This is a genomic window from Streptomyces cyaneofuscatus (genome assembly GCF_042718795.1).
GTDB lineage: Bacteria > Actinomycetota > Actinomycetes > Streptomycetales > Streptomycetaceae > Streptomyces > Streptomyces cyaneofuscatus_A.
In genome coordinates this window covers 1-16294 of sequence record NZ_JBHXOX010000041.1, presented here as the reverse complement: position 1 = coordinate 16294, position 16294 = coordinate 1, and the positions used below count along the sequence as shown (strand labels likewise).

Annotated in this window: 20 protein-coding genes; 5 read left to right on the top strand and 15 right to left on the bottom strand. The window is 70.8% G+C overall.

From position 1 onward, the window contains the following. Positions 1–18: 18 nt before the first annotated feature. Together ACFWRT_RS34170 and ACFWRT_RS34165 are read right to left on the bottom strand one after the other, a co-directional pair. Entirely contained in the window at positions 19–732 is a 714-nt protein-coding gene (locus ACFWRT_RS34170; protein ID WP_380954337.1) for an antibiotic biosynthesis monooxygenase, read from the bottom strand. Positions 733–817: 85 nt separating this feature from the next. Next, positions 818–1483, bottom strand: coding sequence for a DUF4232 domain-containing protein (locus tag ACFWRT_RS34165; protein ID WP_380954338.1), 666 nt, complete (start codon positions 1481–1483; stop codon positions 818–820). Positions 1484–1643: 160 nt separating this feature from the next. On the opposite strand from ACFWRT_RS34165, the gene dapA reads away from it, so the two are divergent. Next, on the top strand, positions 1644–2528 hold the full coding sequence (gene dapA, locus ACFWRT_RS34160) for a 4-hydroxy-tetrahydrodipicolinate synthase (RefSeq protein ID WP_380954339.1): 885 nt from the start codon (positions 1644–1646) through the stop codon (positions 2526–2528). 1 nt (position 2529) lies between these two features. On the opposite strand, the gene dapD is transcribed toward dapA, so the two are convergent. From dapD to ACFWRT_RS34145, 3 genes are all read right to left on the bottom strand, one after another. Beyond that, on the bottom strand, positions 2530–3528 hold the full coding sequence (gene dapD / locus ACFWRT_RS34155; protein ID WP_380954340.1) for a 2,3,4,5-tetrahydropyridine-2,6-dicarboxylate N-succinyltransferase: 999 nt from the start codon (positions 3526–3528) through the stop codon (positions 2530–2532). A gap of 106 nt (positions 3529–3634) precedes the next feature. Then, positions 3635–4198: a TetR/AcrR family transcriptional regulator gene (locus ACFWRT_RS34150; RefSeq protein WP_380954341.1), complete on the bottom strand. Its 564-nt coding sequence runs from the start codon at positions 4196–4198 to the stop codon at positions 3635–3637. Further along, positions 4198–4524 (bottom strand): DMT family transporter, encoded by a 327-nt coding sequence (locus ACFWRT_RS34145; RefSeq protein WP_326706460.1) that lies wholly within the window; start codon positions 4522–4524, stop codon positions 4198–4200. The genes ACFWRT_RS34150 and ACFWRT_RS34145 overlap by 1 nt, the downstream gene beginning before the upstream one ends. A gap of 286 nt (positions 4525–4810) precedes the next feature. Between ACFWRT_RS34145 and ACFWRT_RS34140 the strand changes: the two genes are divergently transcribed. Further along, complete coding sequence (locus ACFWRT_RS34140; RefSeq protein WP_380954342.1) at positions 4811–5794, top strand: hypothetical protein; 984 nt, start codon at positions 4811–4813, stop codon at positions 5792–5794. 11 nt (positions 5795–5805) lie between these two features. Here ACFWRT_RS34140 and ACFWRT_RS34135 read toward each other — a convergent pair whose 3' ends face one another. The 9 genes from ACFWRT_RS34135 to ACFWRT_RS34095 all read right to left on the bottom strand — a co-directional run bounded on the left by ACFWRT_RS34135 (position 5806) and on the right by ACFWRT_RS34095 (position 12822). Then, a complete protein-coding gene (locus ACFWRT_RS34135) occupies positions 5806–6171 on the bottom strand; it encodes a VOC family protein (protein WP_380954343.1) in 366 nt (121 codons plus the stop codon). 53 nt (positions 6172–6224) lie between these two features. Further along, entirely contained in the window at positions 6225–6563 is a 339-nt protein-coding gene (locus tag ACFWRT_RS34130; protein ID WP_380954344.1) for a metal-sulfur cluster assembly factor, read from the bottom strand. After that, entirely contained in the window at positions 6560–7015 is a 456-nt protein-coding gene (gene sufU, locus ACFWRT_RS34125) for a Fe-S cluster assembly sulfur transfer protein SufU (protein WP_380954345.1), read from the bottom strand. Before sufU ends, ACFWRT_RS34130 begins: the two co-directional genes overlap by 4 nt. Positions 7016–7025: 10 nt before the next feature. Next, entirely contained in the window at positions 7026–8294 is a 1269-nt protein-coding gene (locus tag ACFWRT_RS34120; protein WP_380954346.1) for a cysteine desulfurase, read from the bottom strand. After that, entirely contained in the window at positions 8291–9055 is a 765-nt protein-coding gene (gene sufC, locus ACFWRT_RS34115; RefSeq protein ID WP_019762839.1) for a Fe-S cluster assembly ATPase SufC, read from the bottom strand. The genes ACFWRT_RS34120 and sufC overlap by 4 nt, the downstream gene beginning before the upstream one ends. Positions 9056–9062: 7 nt before the next feature. After that, positions 9063–9380 carry a bifunctional 3-phenylpropionate/cinnamic acid dioxygenase ferredoxin subunit gene (locus ACFWRT_RS34110; RefSeq protein ID WP_031125577.1) on the bottom strand — a complete coding sequence of 106 codons (318 nt, stop codon included), beginning with the start codon at positions 9378–9380 and terminating at the stop codon, positions 9063–9065. Then, positions 9380–10561, bottom strand: coding sequence for a Fe-S cluster assembly protein SufD (sufD, locus tag ACFWRT_RS34105; RefSeq protein ID WP_355867485.1), 1182 nt, complete (start codon positions 10559–10561; stop codon positions 9380–9382). The genes ACFWRT_RS34110 and sufD overlap by 1 nt, the downstream gene beginning before the upstream one ends. Before the next feature lie 99 nt (positions 10562–10660). Next, positions 10661–12082 carry a Fe-S cluster assembly protein SufB gene (sufB, locus tag ACFWRT_RS34100; RefSeq protein ID WP_380954348.1) on the bottom strand — a complete coding sequence of 474 codons (1422 nt, stop codon included), beginning with the start codon at positions 12080–12082 and terminating at the stop codon, positions 10661–10663. After that, positions 12079–12822 carry a helix-turn-helix transcriptional regulator gene (locus tag ACFWRT_RS34095; RefSeq protein ID WP_380954350.1) on the bottom strand — a complete coding sequence of 248 codons (744 nt, stop codon included), beginning with the start codon at positions 12820–12822 and terminating at the stop codon, positions 12079–12081. The genes sufB and ACFWRT_RS34095 overlap by 4 nt, the downstream gene beginning before the upstream one ends. Positions 12823–12958: 136 nt before the next feature. Between ACFWRT_RS34095 and ACFWRT_RS34090 the strand changes: the two genes are divergently transcribed. The 3 genes from ACFWRT_RS34090 to ACFWRT_RS34080 all read left to right on the top strand — a co-directional run bounded on the left by ACFWRT_RS34090 (position 12959) and on the right by ACFWRT_RS34080 (position 15713). Beyond that, positions 12959–13885, top strand: a complete 927-nt coding sequence (locus ACFWRT_RS34090) for an ABC transporter ATP-binding protein (protein ID WP_380954352.1) — start codon at positions 12959–12961, stop codon at positions 13883–13885. Then, on the top strand, positions 13882–14649 hold the full coding sequence (locus ACFWRT_RS34085; protein ID WP_380954354.1) for an ABC transporter permease: 768 nt from the start codon (positions 13882–13884) through the stop codon (positions 14647–14649). Before ACFWRT_RS34090 ends, ACFWRT_RS34085 begins: the two co-directional genes overlap by 4 nt. Positions 14650–14726: 77 nt before the next feature. Further along, the gene (locus ACFWRT_RS34080; RefSeq protein ID WP_380954355.1) at positions 14727–15713 is read left to right on the top strand and encodes a COX15/CtaA family protein; all 987 of its coding nucleotides are present in this window, start codon (positions 14727–14729) and stop codon (positions 15711–15713) included. A 58-nt stretch (positions 15714–15771) separates the two neighbouring features. Here the strand turns inward: ACFWRT_RS34080 and ACFWRT_RS34075 are convergent, their stop codons facing one another. Further along, positions 15772–16149, bottom strand: coding sequence for a hypothetical protein (locus tag ACFWRT_RS34075; protein ID WP_380955694.1), 378 nt, complete (start codon positions 16147–16149; stop codon positions 15772–15774). Positions 16150–16294 lie beyond the last annotated feature (145 nt).

Below are 16294 nucleotides of genomic sequence, written 5' to 3'. Positions count from 1 at the left end.
CGCCGCCCGGCGCGCCCGTTATGCGCCCGCGCCCGTCTCCATGCTGAGCGCGGGCGTGTAGCGGTTTACGCCCCCGCCGACGATCCCCGGGTACGTCTGGACGCGTTCCCACAGCGGTGACGGGGAGCCGACCCCCTCGCCGGGCGCGGCGAGGGCCGCGATGTGGTGGTCGGCGCTCTCCCACTCGGCGTAGTTGAGGACCCGGCTGCCGTCGGTGCTGACGTGGAAGTGTGCGGCGATGCCGCCGGCGGGGGTGTCCGGGTCCTCGCCGAGCGCCTCGACCACGGCGTCCACCCAGTCCCGTTGCCGGGCCGGGTCGGGGCCGGCGAACTCCAGATCGACGATCACGACGCACCCGGGCGCGCGGGTGTCGCCCTCGGCCCGGAGCACGGAGCGGTACAGCTCGTACGTGTGCAGGGAGAGGCGTTCGACGCCCGGCACGGCGGCGTCGATGTCGGCGTTGCGGGTGTCCCGGCCGTCCCGGAAGAAGTCCTGGTAGGCCTGCTCGCCCGCCCACTGGGAGTAGTGCAGCAGGGTTCTGCCGTCCTCGCCCGTGTGGACGCTGTACGAGAGGAGCCCGGGGTGCGGCCACTCCCGGCTCCGCCACGTCTTCCGGATGGCGTCGACTGCCTGCCGCTGCCGCTCCGGCGTACCGACGTCCCACATGCTGACCTTGACGATCCCGGCGTCGTCACGGGCCAGGTCCGGGCGGTCGGTGAACTGCGCGGTCATGGTGTTCTCCCCTCTCTCACACGCACCGACCGGTGCGTCGTGGTCACCACCGTCCCAGCTCAAGTCCGCTTGAGGTCAAGGGCGGTCATTCCGGCAGCTCCGCCCGCCAGGCCGTGATGTTCAGCTCGTCCATGTACCGGATGTCGTGGCCTTCCAAGGGCTGGACCCGCGCCCCGGCGTCGGGGGCTGCGGCCAGTTCCAGGGCGTCCGCCATGACGAGCTCGCCGCCCTCCTGGGTGGAGACCCAGGCGAGCATCGACCTCACGGTGCCGCCCGGCTTCAGGGTGAGCGCCTTGGGACCCTGGTCGCGGCCGAACTGCGAGCCGGCCGGGTTGACCTTCACCGCCAGGCGCGCGCCGTCCTCGCCGAGCGCCTGGACCGAGGGGTAGCCGTCGACCCGGTAGGGCTTCGAGCCGCAGTTGGTCAAGGTCAGGACGGCCGCACGGCTCATCATCACGGTCAGCACCTCCCCCATGGTCACCACGGCCCCAGAGGCGGGACACGTGCCGGTGGGGGTGGGCGTGGGCGTGGGGGACGGGGCCTGCGCCGGTACGTCGGCGACCGGCGGCGGGGTGACGGAGGGCGGCGTCGCGGCCCGGGCGGTCGGGGTGGGCTCGCGTTCGCCCTCACCGGCCGGGACGAGGAACCCCGAGCAGCCGGTCAGCGCCGTCAGGAGCACCACCACCGAGGCCGGCCCCCACACCCGTCCCCGCCCTCGCACCCGCACCCGCTCACCCAACTCGCCGCCCATCCCTCGCCCGCCCCTCATCTCAGCCCTCCGGCCGTACGCCGTCCGCGTGTTCGATCATGTCAGGGGGCGGGCTCCCCAGGGCACTGTTCAGCATCTCTTCGAGGCCCGGGCAAGCAGATCTAAGTGGACCTTCACGGTCACCGGAGCCGACACTTCGGACATGACAGCCACCGCGCCCCGCCCCTTCGGCCGCGCCCTCTGCGCCATGATCACGCCGTTCACCGCCACCGGGGCGCTGGACCTCGACGCCGCCCGCGCCCACGCCGCGCACCTGGTGGCCGAGGGGTGCGACGGGCTGGTGCTCAGCGGCACCACCGGGGAGTCGCCCACCACGTCGGACGCGGAGAAGGCGGACCTGCTGCGGGCGGTCCGGGCGGAGGTCGGTGCCGGGGTGCCGCTGCTCTCCGGTGTCGGCAGCGCCGACACCGCGCACGCGGTGCGCCTGGCACGCGAGGCCGAAGAGGCGGGCGCGGACGGGCTGCTGGTGGTGCCGCCGTACTACAGCCGGCCGCCGCAGGCCGCCGTGGAGACGTACTTCCTGCGGATCGCCGAGGCCACCGGCGTACCGCTGATGCTGTACGACATCCCCGGCCGCACCGGTGTCCGGATCGAGCCGGAGACCCTGCTGCGCCTCGCGGACCACCCGCGGATCGTCGCGGTGAAGGACTGCGCGTACGACCTGCTCGGTTCCACGAAGGTGATCGCCCGCACCGGGCTGGCGTACTACTCCGGGTGCGAGGAGCTGAACCTCCCGCTGTACGCGCTGGGCGGCGCGGGCTATGTCAGCACCGTCGCCAACGTGGCCCCGCGTCAGATGCGGGCGCCGCTGGACGCGTTCGACGCGGGGCGGACGGACGAGGCGGCACGGCTCAACGGGCTGACCGTCCGCCTCGCCGAGCTGATGATGGCGGGCGGCCTGCCCGGCACCGTCACCGCGAAGGCCCTGCTGGACGCGGGCCCGGTCCGGGAACCGCTGCAGCCCGCCGGCCGCGAGGCGGTCGACGGGCTACGTGCGGCGTACGAGGAACTCCTCGCGGCCCGCTGAGTCAGTTGTGGGCGTGCAGCACGTCGTTCAGGCCGCCCCACACCGCGTTGTTCGGGCGGGCCTCGACGGTGCCGGTGACCGAGTTGCGGCGGAAGAGGATGTTGGAGGCGCCGGAGAGCTCACGGGCCTTGACGACCTGGCCGTCCGGCAGGGTGACGCGGGTGCCGGCCGTGACGTACAGACCGGCCTCCACCACGCACTCGTCGCCGAGCGCGATGCCGACGCCGGCCTCCGCGCCGACCAGGCAGCGCTCGCCGATGACGATGCGGACGTTGCCGCCGCCGGAGAGGGTGCCCATGGTGGAGGCGCCGCCGCCGATGTCGGAGCCGTCGCCGACGACGACACCCGCGGAGATGCGGCCCTCGACCATGGAGGTGCCGAGCGTGCCCGCGTTGAAGTTGACGAAGCCCTCGTGCATGACGGTGGTCCCGGCGGCGAGGTGCGCACCGAGGCGGACCCGGTCTGCGTCGGCGATGCGTACGCCCTTGGGGGCGACGTAGTCCGTCATGCGCGGGAACTTGTCGACCGACGTCACCTGGAGGTGCAGCCCCTCGGCGCGGGCGTTGAGGCGGACCCGCTCCAGGTCGTCGACGGCGACCGGGCCGAGCGAGGTCCAGGCGACGTTGGCCAGCAGGCCGAAGACGCCGTCGAGGTTCTGGCCGTGCGGCTGGACGAGCCGGTGCGAGAGCAGGTGCAGGCGCAGGTACGCGTCGTGCGCGTCGAGCGGCTTGTCCTCCAGCGAGGAGATGACCGTGGAGACGGCGACGACCTCGACGCCGCGCCGGGCGTCCACGCCGATGGCCTTGGCGGCGCCCTCACCGAGGCGGTTGACGGCCTCGTCCGGGGTGAGCCGCTGCGTACCGGCCGGGCCGGGCTCGGCACTCAGCTCGGGGGCGGGGAACCAGGTGTCGAGGACGGTGCCGTCACCGGCGACGGTGGCGAGGCCGGCGGCGACGGCGCCGGTGGTACGGGAAGTGGCCTGGGAAGTCGTGTCGGTCATGGACAGAAACCTAACCGGCCGGGGCCCGCTCGGGCGAACCGGTCTCAGCCTCCGGCCCCGCTCCCGCAGATACCCTCACCCGCCCGCCGCCCTCCGCCCGCCCCGCTCAGGCGCAGCCGTCCACCACCCGCGCCACCATCTCGCGGGTGTAGGCAGGATCGAAGGCGGAGCCGGTCAGCAGCACCTGGAGGCAGACGCCGTCCAGCAGCGCGACCAGCGCCCGCGCGGTGGCCGGGTCGGTGCGCGCGGACAGCACCTCGACCGCCGACGTGGTCCACTCCGCGGCGACGGGGCGCAGGGCCGGGCGGCGCAGGGCCGCGAGGTACAGCTCGTACTCCAGCTCGATCGCGCCCCGGTCGCCCCCGAGCCACTCCCCCAGCACCCGGGTCAGCTCATCGGCGAGGCCGGTGCCGGGCCCGTCCCCGGCGGACGGGGCGGCACCGACACCACTGGTGCGCAGCGCCCGGGCGAAGTTCTCGTTGGACCGGCGCAGGGCGGCCGTCAGCAGCTCGTCCAGCGAGCCGAAGTGGTACGTGGTCGAGCCGAGCGGCACATCGGCCTCGGCGGCCACGGTCCGGTGGCTGAGCCCGGCTATCCCGTCGGCCGCTATCACCCGCAGCGCCGCGTCGATGATCCGCGTCCGCCGCTCGGGGTCGTACCGGCGGGCCATCAGTGCGCCCCGCCCAGATTGAGCACGACGACCCCGACGACGATCAGGCCCACGCCCGCGAGCTTGACCGGGCTGCTGGACTCCCCCAGGAACAGGATGCCGATGAGGGCCACGGCCGCCGTGCCGACACCGGCCCAGATCGCGTACGCGGTGCCCACGGAGAGCGTCTTGAGGGTCTGCGCGAGCAGGGTGAAGGCGATCAGATACCCCACCGCCGTGCCGATCGAGGGCCAGAGCCGGGTGAAGCCCTCGCTGTACTTCATGGCCGTCGTCCCGGCCACCTCCGCCGCGATCGCCGCGGCCAGCAGTCCGTATGCGTATCCCATGTGTACGAGTGTACGCATCGTTGCGTACGACCGTACATATCATCGGCCCACGTCGGGGGCGCTACGGTGTGCCGATCGATGACACGGCCCGGGACCACGGGCCGACGACAGGAGCGGAGAGACAGTGGCGCAGGACGCAGGGTGGGGCGGTGGCCCGTACGGGGGCGCGCCCCACGGTGGGGGGCCCTTCCACGGGGGAGCGCAGGGACCGGGTGGCTGGAACGGCGGATGGGCGGCCCCGCCCAAGCCGGGGGTGATACCCCTGGCGCCGCTGAGGGTCTCGGACATGCTCAGCGGCGCCTTCGCGACGATCGGCCGCTACTGGAAGCCGCTGGTCGGGACAGCCCTGGCGCTCTTCGGCGCGGCGACGGCCGTGCTGGGCGTCGGGGTGGCCATCGCCTTCTCCACCGTGGCGGCCAACTGGGACGACCTGACCGGGCCTGGCGAACCGGACACCGCCCAACTGGTCCCGCTGGGCATTGCGTTCGGCGTCCTGATGGTCATCGGCATCATCGCCTACCTGCTGGCGTCGGCCGTCGTCCAGGCGGCGGTCCCGGTGGTCCTCCAGGAAGCGGTCCTGGGCCGCCCGGTCGGCTTCGGCACCGTCTGGAAGCGGGCCTGGTCGCGGGTCTGGGCCGTGATCGGCACGGTGTTCCTGCTGGGGCTGGCCGTGGCCATCCCCTTCCTGCTCATCATGTTCACCATGGTCGCCACCGTGGTCCACTTCGTCTCGCTCGGCGACTCGGACACCGCGGGGCCGCTGCTCCTGATCGGCCTCCTCGGCTGGCTGGTGATCGCCCCGGTCGCGATCTGGCTCTGGGTGAAGTTCTCCCTGGCCCCGACGATCGTGGTCTTCGAGGCACAGCGCCCGGTCGCGGCGCTCCGCCGTTCGGCCCGCCTCGTGCAGGGCAACTGGTGGCGGGTCCTCGGCATCACCCTGCTCGCCTTCGGGCTGGCGTCCGTGGTCGGCTACCTGATCCAGATGCCGTTCCAGGCGCTCGGCATGATCCCCGGCTCCCTGGACAGCACGGAGATGACGGGCGAGCCGAGCGGCGGAGAGATCCTCGCCCTGTTCGGCGGCATCATGGTGCTGTCCATGATCAGCGGGCTGGTGAGCCAGCTCTTCTCGTCGATCTTCCCGCCGCTGATGACCGGACTGCTGTACGTGGACCTCCGCATGCGCAACGAGAACCTGGCCCCGGTCCTGGCGGAGGCGGCGGCGCAGAACCTGCCGGAGCAGTACGGACCGCCCCCGGCCACACCCGCGTAGGCCTCAAGGCCTCAGTCGGTCAGCGTCCGCTTCGGCCGCAGCACACAGAACTCGTTGCCCTCGGGGTCGGCCAGCACCACGAAGGTGGCGTCCGGCCCCTGCCCGACGTCGATCCGCCGGGCGCCGAGCGCGATGATCCGCTCGACCTCGGCGTCCTGGTCGTCGGGGGTCAGGTCGAGGTGCATCCGGTTCTTGACGGTCTTCCCCTCCGGCACGGGGAGGAAGCACATGCCCGGCAGCGCGGTCTCGTGTGCGCCGATGACGATCTCGTGCTCGTCCTCGAAGAGCACCTGCCAGTCCAGCACGGCGCTCCAGAAACGGGCGAGCAGCGGCAGGTCGTGGGCGTCGACGGCGAGGTGGTACAGGGAAACGGCCATGCCCGCCAGTCTGCCTGGCGGGCATGGCCGTTGACCGCTCTTCGCGGAGCGTGTCAGACGTTGAAGCCGAGCGCGCGGAGCTGCTCGCGCCCGTCGTCCGTGATCTTGTCCGGGCCCCACGGCGGCATCCAGACCCAGTTGATCCGGAGCTCGTTGACGATGCCGTCGGTGGCGGACTTCGCCTGGTCCTCGATGACGTCGGTCAGCGGGCAGGCCGCGGACGTCAGGGTCATGTCGAGGGTGGCGATGTTGGCGTCGTCGACGTGGATGCCGTAGATCAGGCCCAGGTTGACGACGTCGATGCCCAGCTCGGGGTCGACGACGTCGTACAGCGCCTCGCGGACCTCCTCCTCGGAGGCCGGCTTCATGGTCACGGTCTCGTTCTCGCTCATGCGGTCTTCCCTTCGGACAGCGCCTTGGCCGTCGCGTCCTTCCACGCCATCCAGCTCAGCAGCGCGCACTTGACCCGGGCGGGGTACTTGGAGACGCCGGCGAACGCGACCGCGTCCTCCAGCACCTCCTCCATCGCGTCGTCCGGCTCCAACTGGCCCTTGGACTGCATCAGCTCCAGGAAGGTGGCCTGGATCTTCTGCGCCTCGGCCAGCTCCTTGCCGACGAGCAGCTCGTTCAGCACGGAGGCGGAGGCCTGGCTGATGGAGCAGCCCTGGCCCTCGTAGCTGACGTCGGCGATGGTCTCGCCGTCGTACTTCACCCGGAGCGTGATCTCGTCGCCGCACGTCGGGTTGACGTGGTGCACCTCGGCGTCGCCGTCCCGCAGGCCACGCCCGTGGGGGTGCTTGTAGTGGTCCAGGATCACTTCCTGGTACATGGAATCAAGCTTCACCAGTCAACCCTCAGCCGAAGAAGTTCCGGACGTGCTCCAGCCCGTCCACCAGTGCGTCGACCTCGGCGGGCGTGGAGTACAGATAGAACGACGCTCGCGTCGTCGCGGGAATTCCGTACCGCAGGCAGACCGGGCGGGCGCAGTGGTGGCCGACCCGGACACAGATGCCCAGCTCGTCGAGGACCTGGCCCACGTCGTGCGGGTGGATGTCGCCGAGCGTGAAGGAGATCGTCGCCCCGCGGTCCTCGGCCGTCGCCGGACCGATGATCCGCAGATCGGGGACCTCCAGCAGGCGCTTCACCGCGTACTCGGTGATGGCCTTCTCGTGCTGGTGGATGTTCTCCATGCCGATCGAGGTGAGGTAGTCCACGGCCGCGCCGAGGCCGACGGCCTGCGCGATCGGGGGCGTACCGGCCTCGAACTTGTGCGGCGCCGGGGCGTACGTGGACGAGTGCATCGACACGGTCTCGATCATCTCGCCGCCACCGAGGAACGGCGGCAGGTCCTCCAGGAGCTCCTGCCGTCCCCAGAGCACGCCGATACCGGTCGGGCCGACCATCTTGTGGCCGGTGAAGGCCACGAAGTCGGCCTGGAGCGCCTGCACGTCCAGCACCATGTGCGGGGCCGCCTGCGAGGCGTCGATGCAGACCAGCGCGCCGACCTGCTGGGCGCGGCGGATGATCTGCTCGACCGGGTTGACGGTGCCCAGGATGTTGGAGACCAGCGTGAAGGAGACGATCTTCGTCTTCTCGGTGATGATCTCGTCGATGTTCGACAGGTCGAGCCGGCCGTCGTCGGTGATGCCGAACCACTTCAGCTTCGCGCCGGTGCGCTGCGCGAGCAGCTGCCACGGCACGATGTTGGAGTGGTGTTCCATCTCCGTGGTGACGATCTCGGTGTCGCGGTCCACCCGGTAGGGCTCGTCCGCCCAGCCGAGCATGTTGGCCACGAGGTTGAGCGACTCCGAGGCGTTCTTGGTGAAGATCACCTCGTTGCGGCTCGGCGCGTTGATGAAGGCCGCGACCTTGTCACGGGCGCCTTCGTACAGCGCGGTGGCCTCCTCGGCGATCGTGTAGACGCCTCGGTGCACGTTCGCGTTGTGGCGCTCGTAGTACGTGTTGAGCGCGTCGAGGACCTGGCGCGGCTTCTGCGAGGTCGCCGCGGAGTCCAGGTAGAGGATCTTCTTGCCGTCGTGGACCGTGCGGTCCAGGATCGGGAAGTCCTTGCGGATCGCCTCGGTGTCGAGGAGGCCGGTGAGCCCCTGTCGGGCGTCAGTCACGCTGAAGCGCCACCCTTCGTGTATGCCTCGTAGCCCTCGTTCTCGAGCTGGTCGGCCAGCTCGGCACCGCCGGAGGCCGCGATCCGGCCGTTGGCGAAGACGTGCACGAAGTCGGGCTGGATGTACTTCAGGATGCGGGTGTAGTGCGTGATCAGCAGCGTGCCGACCTCACCGGTCGCGCGGACCCGGTTGACACCCTCGGAGACGGTCTTGAGCGCGTCGACGTCCAGGCCGGAGTCGGTCTCGTCCAGGACGGCGATCTTCGGCTTGAGGAGCTCCAGCTGAAGGATCTCGTGGCGCTTCTTCTCACCGCCGGAGAAGCCCTCGTTGACGTTGCGCTCGGCGAAGGACGGGTCCATCTGGAGCCCGGCCATCGTCTCCTTGACCTCCTTGACCCACGTACGCAGCTTGGGGGCCTCGCCGCGGACGGCGGTGGCGGAGGTGCGCAGGAAGTTGGAGACCGAGACACCGGGGATCTCGACGGGGTACTGCATGGCGAGGAAGAGGCCGGCGCGGGCGCGCTCGTCGACGGACATCTCCAGGACGTCCTCGCCGTCCAGGGTGACCGTACCGCCGGTGATCGTGTACTTGGGGTGACCCGCGAGCGAGTACGCGAGGGTGGACTTGCCGGACCCGTTGGGGCCCATGATGGCGTGGGTCTCGCCCTGCTTCACGGTCAGGTCGACGCCCTTGAGGATCTCCTTCGTGGCGTTGTCGGCCTCGACGGAGACGTGCAGGTCGCGGATTTCAAGCGTTGCCATGGGTGACTCAGGACTCCTGGGTGACGGAGACGAGCACATCGTCCCCTTCGATCTTTACGGGGTATACGGGGACGGGGCGCGTCGCGGGAAGGCCGGACGGCTTGCCGGTGCGGAGGTCGAACGACGAGCCGTGCAGCCAGCACTCGATCGCACAGTCCTCCACCTCGCCCTCCGAGAGCGACACGTTCGCGTGCGAGCAGATGTCGTTGATCGCGAACACCTCGCCCTCGGTGCGGACGACGGAGACGGGTGTGCCGTCGAGCTCCACCCGCTTCGGGGTGTCGTCCTCCAGCTCACTCAGCGCACAGGCTTTGACGAAGGTCATCAGACGGACGCCTTCAGCTCGGCCTCGATCGTGTCGAGCAGCCGCGCCTCCACGTCCGGCAGGCCGATCTGCTGGACCAGCTCGGCGAAGAAGCCGCGCACGACCAGACGGCGGGCCTCCTCGGCCGGGATGCCGCGGGACTGGAGGTAGAAGAGCTGCTCGTCGTCGAAGCGGCCGGTCGCCGAGGCGTGGCCGGCGCCGACGATCTCGCCGGTCTCGATCTCCAGGTTGGGTACGGAGTCGACCCGGGCGCCGTCGGTGAGGACGAGGTTCCGGTTCATCTCGTAGGTGTCGGTGCCCTCGGCCGCGGCCTGGATGAGCACGTCGCCGATCCAGACGGCGTGCGCGCCGTCGCCCTGGAGTGCGCCCTTGTACACCGCGTTGGACTTGCAGTGCGGGGTGTTGTGGTCGACCAGGAGGCGGTGCTCCTGGTGCTGGCCCTTGTCGGTGAAGTACAGGCCGAAGAGCTCCGCCTCGCCGCCGGGCGCCGCGTAGGCGACCCGCGGGTGCAGGCGGACCAGGTCGCCGCCGAAGGTGACGACGATCGACTTGAAGGAGGCGTCCCGGCCGACCAGCGCGTTGTGCTGGGCGACGTGGACGGCGGTGTCGTCCCAGTCCTGGACGGAGACGACGGTCAGCTTGGCGCCGTCACCTAGCACGTAGTCGACGTTGGCGGCGAGCACCGCGTCACCGGTGTGGTCGATGACGACGACGGCCTCGGCGAAGGCCTTCAGCTCGATGAGCTGGTGGCCGTAGGCGGTGCCGCCCTCGCCGTGCACGGTGATCCGGATCGGCTCGGCGAGCACGGCCTCCTTGGCGACGGTGACGACCGAGGCCTGCTCGAAGGAGCTGTACGCCTGGGCGGCGACCCGGTCCACCGGCGTACCGGCCTTGCCGAGCCGCGCGTCGTCGCGGCCGACGGTCTCGACGGTGACGCCCTCGGGCGCGTCGATCGCGACCTTCACGCCGCTGCCCGTGGCGACGGCGGTGCCGTCGTGCAGCCCGCGCAGCCGCTCCAGCGGGGTGAAGCGCCACTCCTCCTCGCGACCGTGCGGGACGGGGAAGTCCGCGACGTCGAAGGACGGGGGTGCGCTCATGCGCGTGGCGACGGTCGACTCGGCGGCCACCGCGATGGAGCCGGCGGTGGTGGAGCCCACCGGAGTGTTCTGAGCCTCAGCCATGGCTGTCGTAGTGCTCGCTTTCTCAGTCAAGAAGGGGGGTGGTTCGGTGGGGGCGGGGGCGGCCGCGAGGGCCGCCCCACAGGATCCTCGTACGAGGTCCTAGCCGACCGAACCCTCCATCTGCAGCTCGATCAGCCGGTTGAGCTCCAGGGCGTACTCCATGGGCAGCTCCTTCGCGATCGGCTCGACGAAGCCGCGCACGATCATCGCCATGGCCTCGAACTCGGTGAGTCCGCGGCTCATGAGGTAGAAGAGCTGGTCCTCGGAGACCTTGGAGACGGTCGCCTCGTGGCCCATCGACACGTCGTCCTCGCGGACGTCGACGTAGGGGTAGGTGTCCGAGCGGGAGATCGTGTCGACGAGGAGAGCGTCGCAGAGCACGTTGGACTTCGCGCCCGGCGCGCCCTCACCGATCTCGATCAGACCGCGGTAGGAGGTACGGCCGCCGCCTCGCGCCACCGACTTGGAGACGATGTTCGAGGAGGTGTTCGGCGCCATGTGGACCATCTTGGCGCCGGCGTCCTGGTGCTGGCCCTCGCCCGCGAAGGCGATGGAGAGGGTCTCGCCCTTGGCGTGCTCGCCCATCAGGTAGATGGCCGGGTACTTCATGGTCACCTTGGAGCCGATGTTGCCGTCGACCCACTCCATGGTCGCGCCCTCGTAGGCCACGGCCCGCTTGGTGACCAGGTTGTAGACGTTGTTCGACCAGTTCTGGATCGTCGTGTAGCGGCAGCGGCCGCCCTTCTTCACGATGATCTCGACCACGGCGCTGTGCAGCGAGTCCGAGGAGTAGATCGGGGCGGTGCAGCCCTCGACGTAGTGGACGTAGGCGTCCTCGTCGACGATGATCAGCGTCCGCTCGAACTGGCCCATGTTCTCCGTGTTGATACGGAAGTAGGCCTGGAGCGGGATGTCCACGTGGACACCCTTGGGCACGTAGATGAACGAGCCGCCGGACCAGACGGCCGAGTTCAGCGAGGCGAACTTGTTGTCACCGACGGGGATGACGGTGCCGAAGTACTCCTTGAAGAGCTCCGGGTGCTCCTTCAGCGCGGTGTCGGTGTCCATGAAGATGACACCCTGCGCCTCCAGCTCCTCGTTGATCTGGTGGTAGACGACCTCGGACTCGTACTGCGCGGCGACACCGGCGACGAGGCGCTGCTTCTCCGCCTCCGGGATGCCGAGCTTGTCGTACGTGTTCTTGATGTCCTCGGGCAGCTCCTCCCAGGAGGCCGCCTGCTTCTCCGTGGACCGCACGAAGTACTTGATGTTGTCGAAGTCGATGCCCGACAGGTCCGAGCCCCAGTTCGGCATGGGCTTCTTGTCGAAGAGCTTGAGGCCCTTGAGCCTCAGCTTCAGCATCCACTCGGGCTCGTTCTTCTTGTCCGAGATGTCGCGGACGACAGCCTCGGAGAGGCCGCGCTTCGCCGCCGCGCCTGCCGCGTCGGAGTCGGCCCAGCCGAATTCGTACGTACCCAGACCTTCGAGCTCAGGGTGGGCAGTCTCCGTGGGGAGCGTCATGCGGGGTTCCTCCCGGCCGTGCTTGCAGATGCTGAATGGGTGGTCTGTGGGGGTGCTGTCTGACCGCTGCGCGGCACATAGGTCGTGCACACGCCGTCGCCGTGGGCGAGGGTGGCCAGACGCTGCACATGGGTCCCGAGGAGGCTGGAGAAGAATTCCGTCTCCGCCTCGCACAGCTGTGGGAACTGCTCGGCGACATGCGCCACCGGGCAGTGGTGCTGGCACAGCTGCTCGCCCTGCTGCGGGCCCGGCGCGCTGCGCGCCGTAGCAGCGTACCCGTCGGCGCTCAGGGCCCTGGCGAGGGCCTCCGTGCGCTCTTCGGGCTCCGCGGCCTCGACCGCGGCGCGGTACGCCTCGCCCATCGCCGCCATCCGGGCCCGGGCGAAGGCGGTGACCGCCTCGTCCCCGCCGGATGCGGCGATGAAGCGCAGGGCGTCCGCGGCCAGCTTGTCGTAGGACTGGTCGAAGGCGTCCCGGCCGCAGTCCGTCAGGGCGAACACCTTGGCGGGCCTGCCGCGGGTCCGCGCCCCGTAGACCCGCTGTTCACGGGCTTCGACGACACCGTCGGACACGAGGGCGTCGAGGTGGCGGCGGACGGCGGCCTGGGTGAGGCCGACGCGCTTGGCCAGATCGGAGGCGGTGGACGGACCGTGGTCCAGGATGGAGCGCGCGACCCGGTTGCGCGTCGAGCGCTCACCGGTCGCGAGTTCCTCCTGAGGAGACCCACCGTCGTATTTCACAACACCATTGTTGCGTAATTCATTCGGCCATGACAACCACGGTCCGGAACGATCTACGGTGTGGTTCGTCACTTAGGGTTACCTAATCTGGCCCCGCGGGCGGGGCGGCCCGAACCCCTGCCTAGACTTACGCGCCATGGAGAACGAGCCCGTCGTAGAGGTCAAGGGCCTGGTGAAGCGGTACGGCACGAAGACCGCGGTGGACGGCCTCGATCTGGTCGTGGCGTCGGGCGCGGTGACGGCCGTCCTCGGCCCGAACGGCGCCGGGAAGACCACCACGATCGAGACCTGCGAGGGCTACCGCCGCCCCGACGCCGGCACCGTACGGGTCCTCGGACTCGACCCGGTCGCCGACGCCGAGCGGCTGCGCCCCCGGATCGGGGTCATGCTCCAGTCCGGCGGCGTCTACTCCGGCGCCCGCGCCGACGAGATGCTCCGGCATATGGCCAAGCTCCACGCCCACCCGCTGGACGTGGACGCCCTGATCGAGCGCCTCGGCCTCGGCTCCTGCGGCCGCACCACCTACCGCCGGCTCTCCGGCGGCCAGCAGCAGCGCCTGGCCCTGGCCCTCGCGGTCGTCGGCCGGCCCGAGCTGGTCTTCCTGGACGAGCCGACTGCGGGTCTGGACCCGCAGGCCCGCCGCTCCACCTGGGACCTCGTGCGCGAGCTGCGCGCCGACGGGGTCTCCGTCGTGCTGACCACCCACTTCATGGACGAGGCCGAGGCGCTCGCCGACGACGTCGCGATCATCGACGCGGGCCGGGTCATCGCCCAGGGCTCCCCCGAGCAGCTCTGCCGGGGCGGCGCCGAGAACACCCTGCGCTTCACCGGCCGTACGGGGCTCGACCTCGGCTCCCTGGTCAAGGCGCTGCCCGACGGCTCCGAGGCGGCCGAGCCGCTCCCGGGGACGTACCGCATCACCGGAGCCATCGACCCGCAGCTCCTGGCCACCGTCACCTCCTGGTGCGCGCAGCACGGCGTGATGCCCGACGGCATCTCGGTGGAGCGGCACACGCTGGAGGACGTCTTCCTCGAACTGACCGGCAAGGAGCTGCGCGCATGAGCGCCGGTACGTACACCCCGCGCCCCGGCGCCGCCCCGCTCCCCCGGATGATCGCCGCGCAGACCGCGCTGGAGACCCGGATGCTGCTGCGCAACGGGGAGCAGTTGCTGCTGACGGTGATCATCCCGACGCTGCTGCTGGTGCTGTTCAGCGCGGTGGACATCGTCGACACGGGGTCGGGCGCGTCGGTCGACTTCCTGGCGCCGGGCATCCTCGCGCTCGCCGTGATGTCGACGGCTTTCACCGGCCAGGCGATCGCCACCGGCTTCGAGCGCCGTTACGGGGTCCTCAAGCGGCTCGGGGCCTCCCCGCTGCCGCGCTGGGCGCTGATGACGGCGAAGACGCTGTCGGTGCTGGTCACCGAGGTGCTCCAGGTGCTGCTGCTGACCGCGATCGCCTTCGCGCTGGGCTGGTCGCCGCAGGGCAACCCGGTCTCCGTGGTGCTGCTCCTGGTGCTGGGGACCGCCGCGTTCTCCGGGCTCGGGCTGCTGATGGCCGGGACGCTGAAGGCCGAGGCGACGCTCGCCGCCGCCAACCTGGTCTTCCTGCTGCTGCTGGTCGGCGGCGGGGTCATCGTGCCGCTGGACAAGTTCCCGGACGCGGTGCAGTCGGTGCTGGGGCTGCTGCCCATCTCGGCGCTCTCCGAGGGGCTGCGGGACGTCCTCCAGCACGGCGCGTCGATGCCGTGGGGCCAGGCCGCGATCCTGGCGGTCTGGGCGGTGCTGGGGCTTGGCGCGGCGGCGAAGTTCTTCCGCTGGGAGTAGCCCCGGCCGCAGGGATCTTCGCGGGCAAGCCGCCACGAACCACCCCTCGTGAAAACGTGCACAAGCCTCGTCCTACGATGGTCCGCGTGGAAACCCCCATCTCTGCCATCGCCAAGCGCTGGACGCCGTCCACCAAGGTGGTGAAGCGCGCCGCGCTCTCCGCCGTCCTGATGAGCGTCTTCATCATCGTGACCGGCGGCGCCGTCCGGCTGACCGGTTCGGGCCTCGGCTGCGACACCTGGCCCAAGTGCACCGACGACAGCCTCTTCGCCACGCCCGCGCAGGGCATGCACGGCGCGATCGAGTTCGGCAACCGTCTGCTGACGTACGTCCTGTCGGCCGCCGTCGGCTGGGCGATCATCGCCGTCAGTTCGATGAAGCCGCGCCGGCGCAAGCTGACCCGGCTGGCCTGGTCGCAGTTCTGGATCGTGCTCGGCAACGCCATCCTCGGCGGTATCACCGTCTGGGCGGGGCTCAACCCGTGGACGGTGGCCGGGCACTTCCTGCTCGCCAACGCGCTGCTCGCGGTCGCCGTGATCACCTGGGTCCGGATCGGCGAGGGCGACGGCCCGGCCCGCCCCCGTGCCCCTCTGCCGGTACGCCGCCTCTCCTGGGCGATCCTGGCGACCACCGTGGTCCTCATCGTGCTCGGCACCTCGGTGACCGGTTCCGGCAAGCACGCGGGCGACAGCAGCGACGTACCGCGCATGCCGTGGGACTGGTCGGCCGCCGCACACATCCACGCCATCGCTGCCTGGGTGGTCTGCGCGCTGGCCATCGCGATGTGGCTGGCCCTGCGGGTGGTCGACGCCCCCGCCGACACCCGGGCGCGCGCCCGTGACCTGCTGGTCGTGCTGCTCGCCCAGGGCGCGATCGGGTACGTGCAGTACTTCAGCGACGTCCCCGAGATCCTGGTCGGCGTCCACATGTTCGGCTCCGCCATCATGTGGATCGCCGTGGTCCGGCTGGTGATGAGCATGCGCGAGCGCGGCGACGAGGAGCCGGCCACGCTGCCGGGCCCCGCCGCCTCCGCCGAGCGGCGGGAGTCGGCGCAGGCCCTCTGAACGGCCGTACGGCGAAGGGGCGGCGGGCCCAGGCCCGCCGCCCCTTCGCCGTACCCGCTCAGCTGTCGTTGGACGGGCCGCCGACCTGGATCCCGGCCATCCGCGACCACTCGTAGGGACCCGTGCGGACCTTGAGGGCGAAGTCGCCGTCGAACTCCTCGTGCATCGTGATCCCGGATTTCTCCGCCGCGCTCTCGGCCACCGCGTACGTCGGAGCCACCAGGTCGCCCCAGGCGCCGTCCTGGCCGACCAGGACGATGCGGGCGCCCGCCTGGCCGATGTAGGCGAGCTGCCCCTCGGCGCCGCCGTGCTCCTTGGCGAAGGACCCGATCTCGCGGGCCAGCTTCGCCGCCCTGCGCTCCGCGCGGGCCGCCTTCCTGGCGTCCGTCCGCGAGGTCTGCTCCGTGTCTGCTGCGTCTGCTGCCGTCTCTCCCATGGACAGGATGCTACCGACGGGTAGGAGGAACGGCGACGGGCGGGGGGCGGGGGGGGTGGCCACGGTACCCCCCCGGGAGGTAAGTGGGAAGCGGGGGAGGGGGGCCCCCCCCCCGCCCCGCACAGCCCCCCCGAGGAAGTTGTGG

Coding starts and splice junctions, on each gene's coding strand:
- ACFWRT_RS34170 (WP_380954337.1), bottom strand. CDS start 732: ATGACCGCGCAGTTCACCGACCGCCCGGACCTGGCCCGTGACGACGCC.
- ACFWRT_RS34165 (WP_380954338.1), bottom strand. CDS start 1,483: ATGGGCGGCGAGTTGGGTGAGCGGGTGCGGGTGCGAGGGCGGGGACGG.
- dapA (WP_380954339.1), top strand. CDS start 1,644: ATGACAGCCACCGCGCCCCGCCCCTTCGGCCGCGCCCTCTGCGCCATG.
- dapD (WP_380954340.1), bottom strand. CDS start 3,528: ATGACCGACACGACTTCCCAGGCCACTTCCCGTACCACCGGCGCCGTC.
- ACFWRT_RS34150 (WP_380954341.1), bottom strand. CDS start 4,198: ATGGCCCGCCGGTACGACCCCGAGCGGCGGACGCGGATCATCGACGCG.
- ACFWRT_RS34145 (WP_326706460.1), bottom strand. CDS start 4,524: ATGGGATACGCATACGGACTGCTGGCCGCGGCGATCGCGGCGGAGGTG.
- ACFWRT_RS34140 (WP_380954342.1), top strand. CDS start 4,811: ATGCTCAGCGGCGCCTTCGCGACGATCGGCCGCTACTGGAAGCCGCTG.
- ACFWRT_RS34135 (WP_380954343.1), bottom strand. CDS start 6,171: ATGGCCGTTTCCCTGTACCACCTCGCCGTCGACGCCCACGACCTGCCG.
- ACFWRT_RS34130 (WP_380954344.1), bottom strand. CDS start 6,563: ATGAGCGAGAACGAGACCGTGACCATGAAGCCGGCCTCCGAGGAGGAG.
- sufC (WP_019762839.1), bottom strand. CDS start 9,055: ATGGCAACGCTTGAAATCCGCGACCTGCACGTCTCCGTCGAGGCCGAC.
- ACFWRT_RS34110 (WP_031125577.1), bottom strand. CDS start 9,380: ATGACCTTCGTCAAAGCCTGTGCGCTGAGTGAGCTGGAGGACGACACC.
- sufD (WP_355867485.1), bottom strand. CDS start 10,561: ATGGCTGAGGCTCAGAACACTCCGGTGGGCTCCACCACCGCCGGCTCC.
- sufB (WP_380954348.1), bottom strand. CDS start 12,082: ATGACGCTCCCCACGGAGACTGCCCACCCTGAGCTCGAAGGTCTGGGT.
- ACFWRT_RS34090 (WP_380954352.1), top strand. CDS start 12,959: ATGGAGAACGAGCCCGTCGTAGAGGTCAAGGGCCTGGTGAAGCGGTAC.
- ACFWRT_RS34085 (WP_380954354.1), top strand. CDS start 13,882: ATGAGCGCCGGTACGTACACCCCGCGCCCCGGCGCCGCCCCGCTCCCC.
- ACFWRT_RS34080 (WP_380954355.1), top strand. CDS start 14,727: ATGGTCCGCGTGGAAACCCCCATCTCTGCCATCGCCAAGCGCTGGACG.
- ACFWRT_RS34075 (WP_380955694.1), bottom strand. CDS start 16,149: ATGGGAGAGACGGCAGCAGACGCAGCAGACACGGAGCAGACCTCGCGG.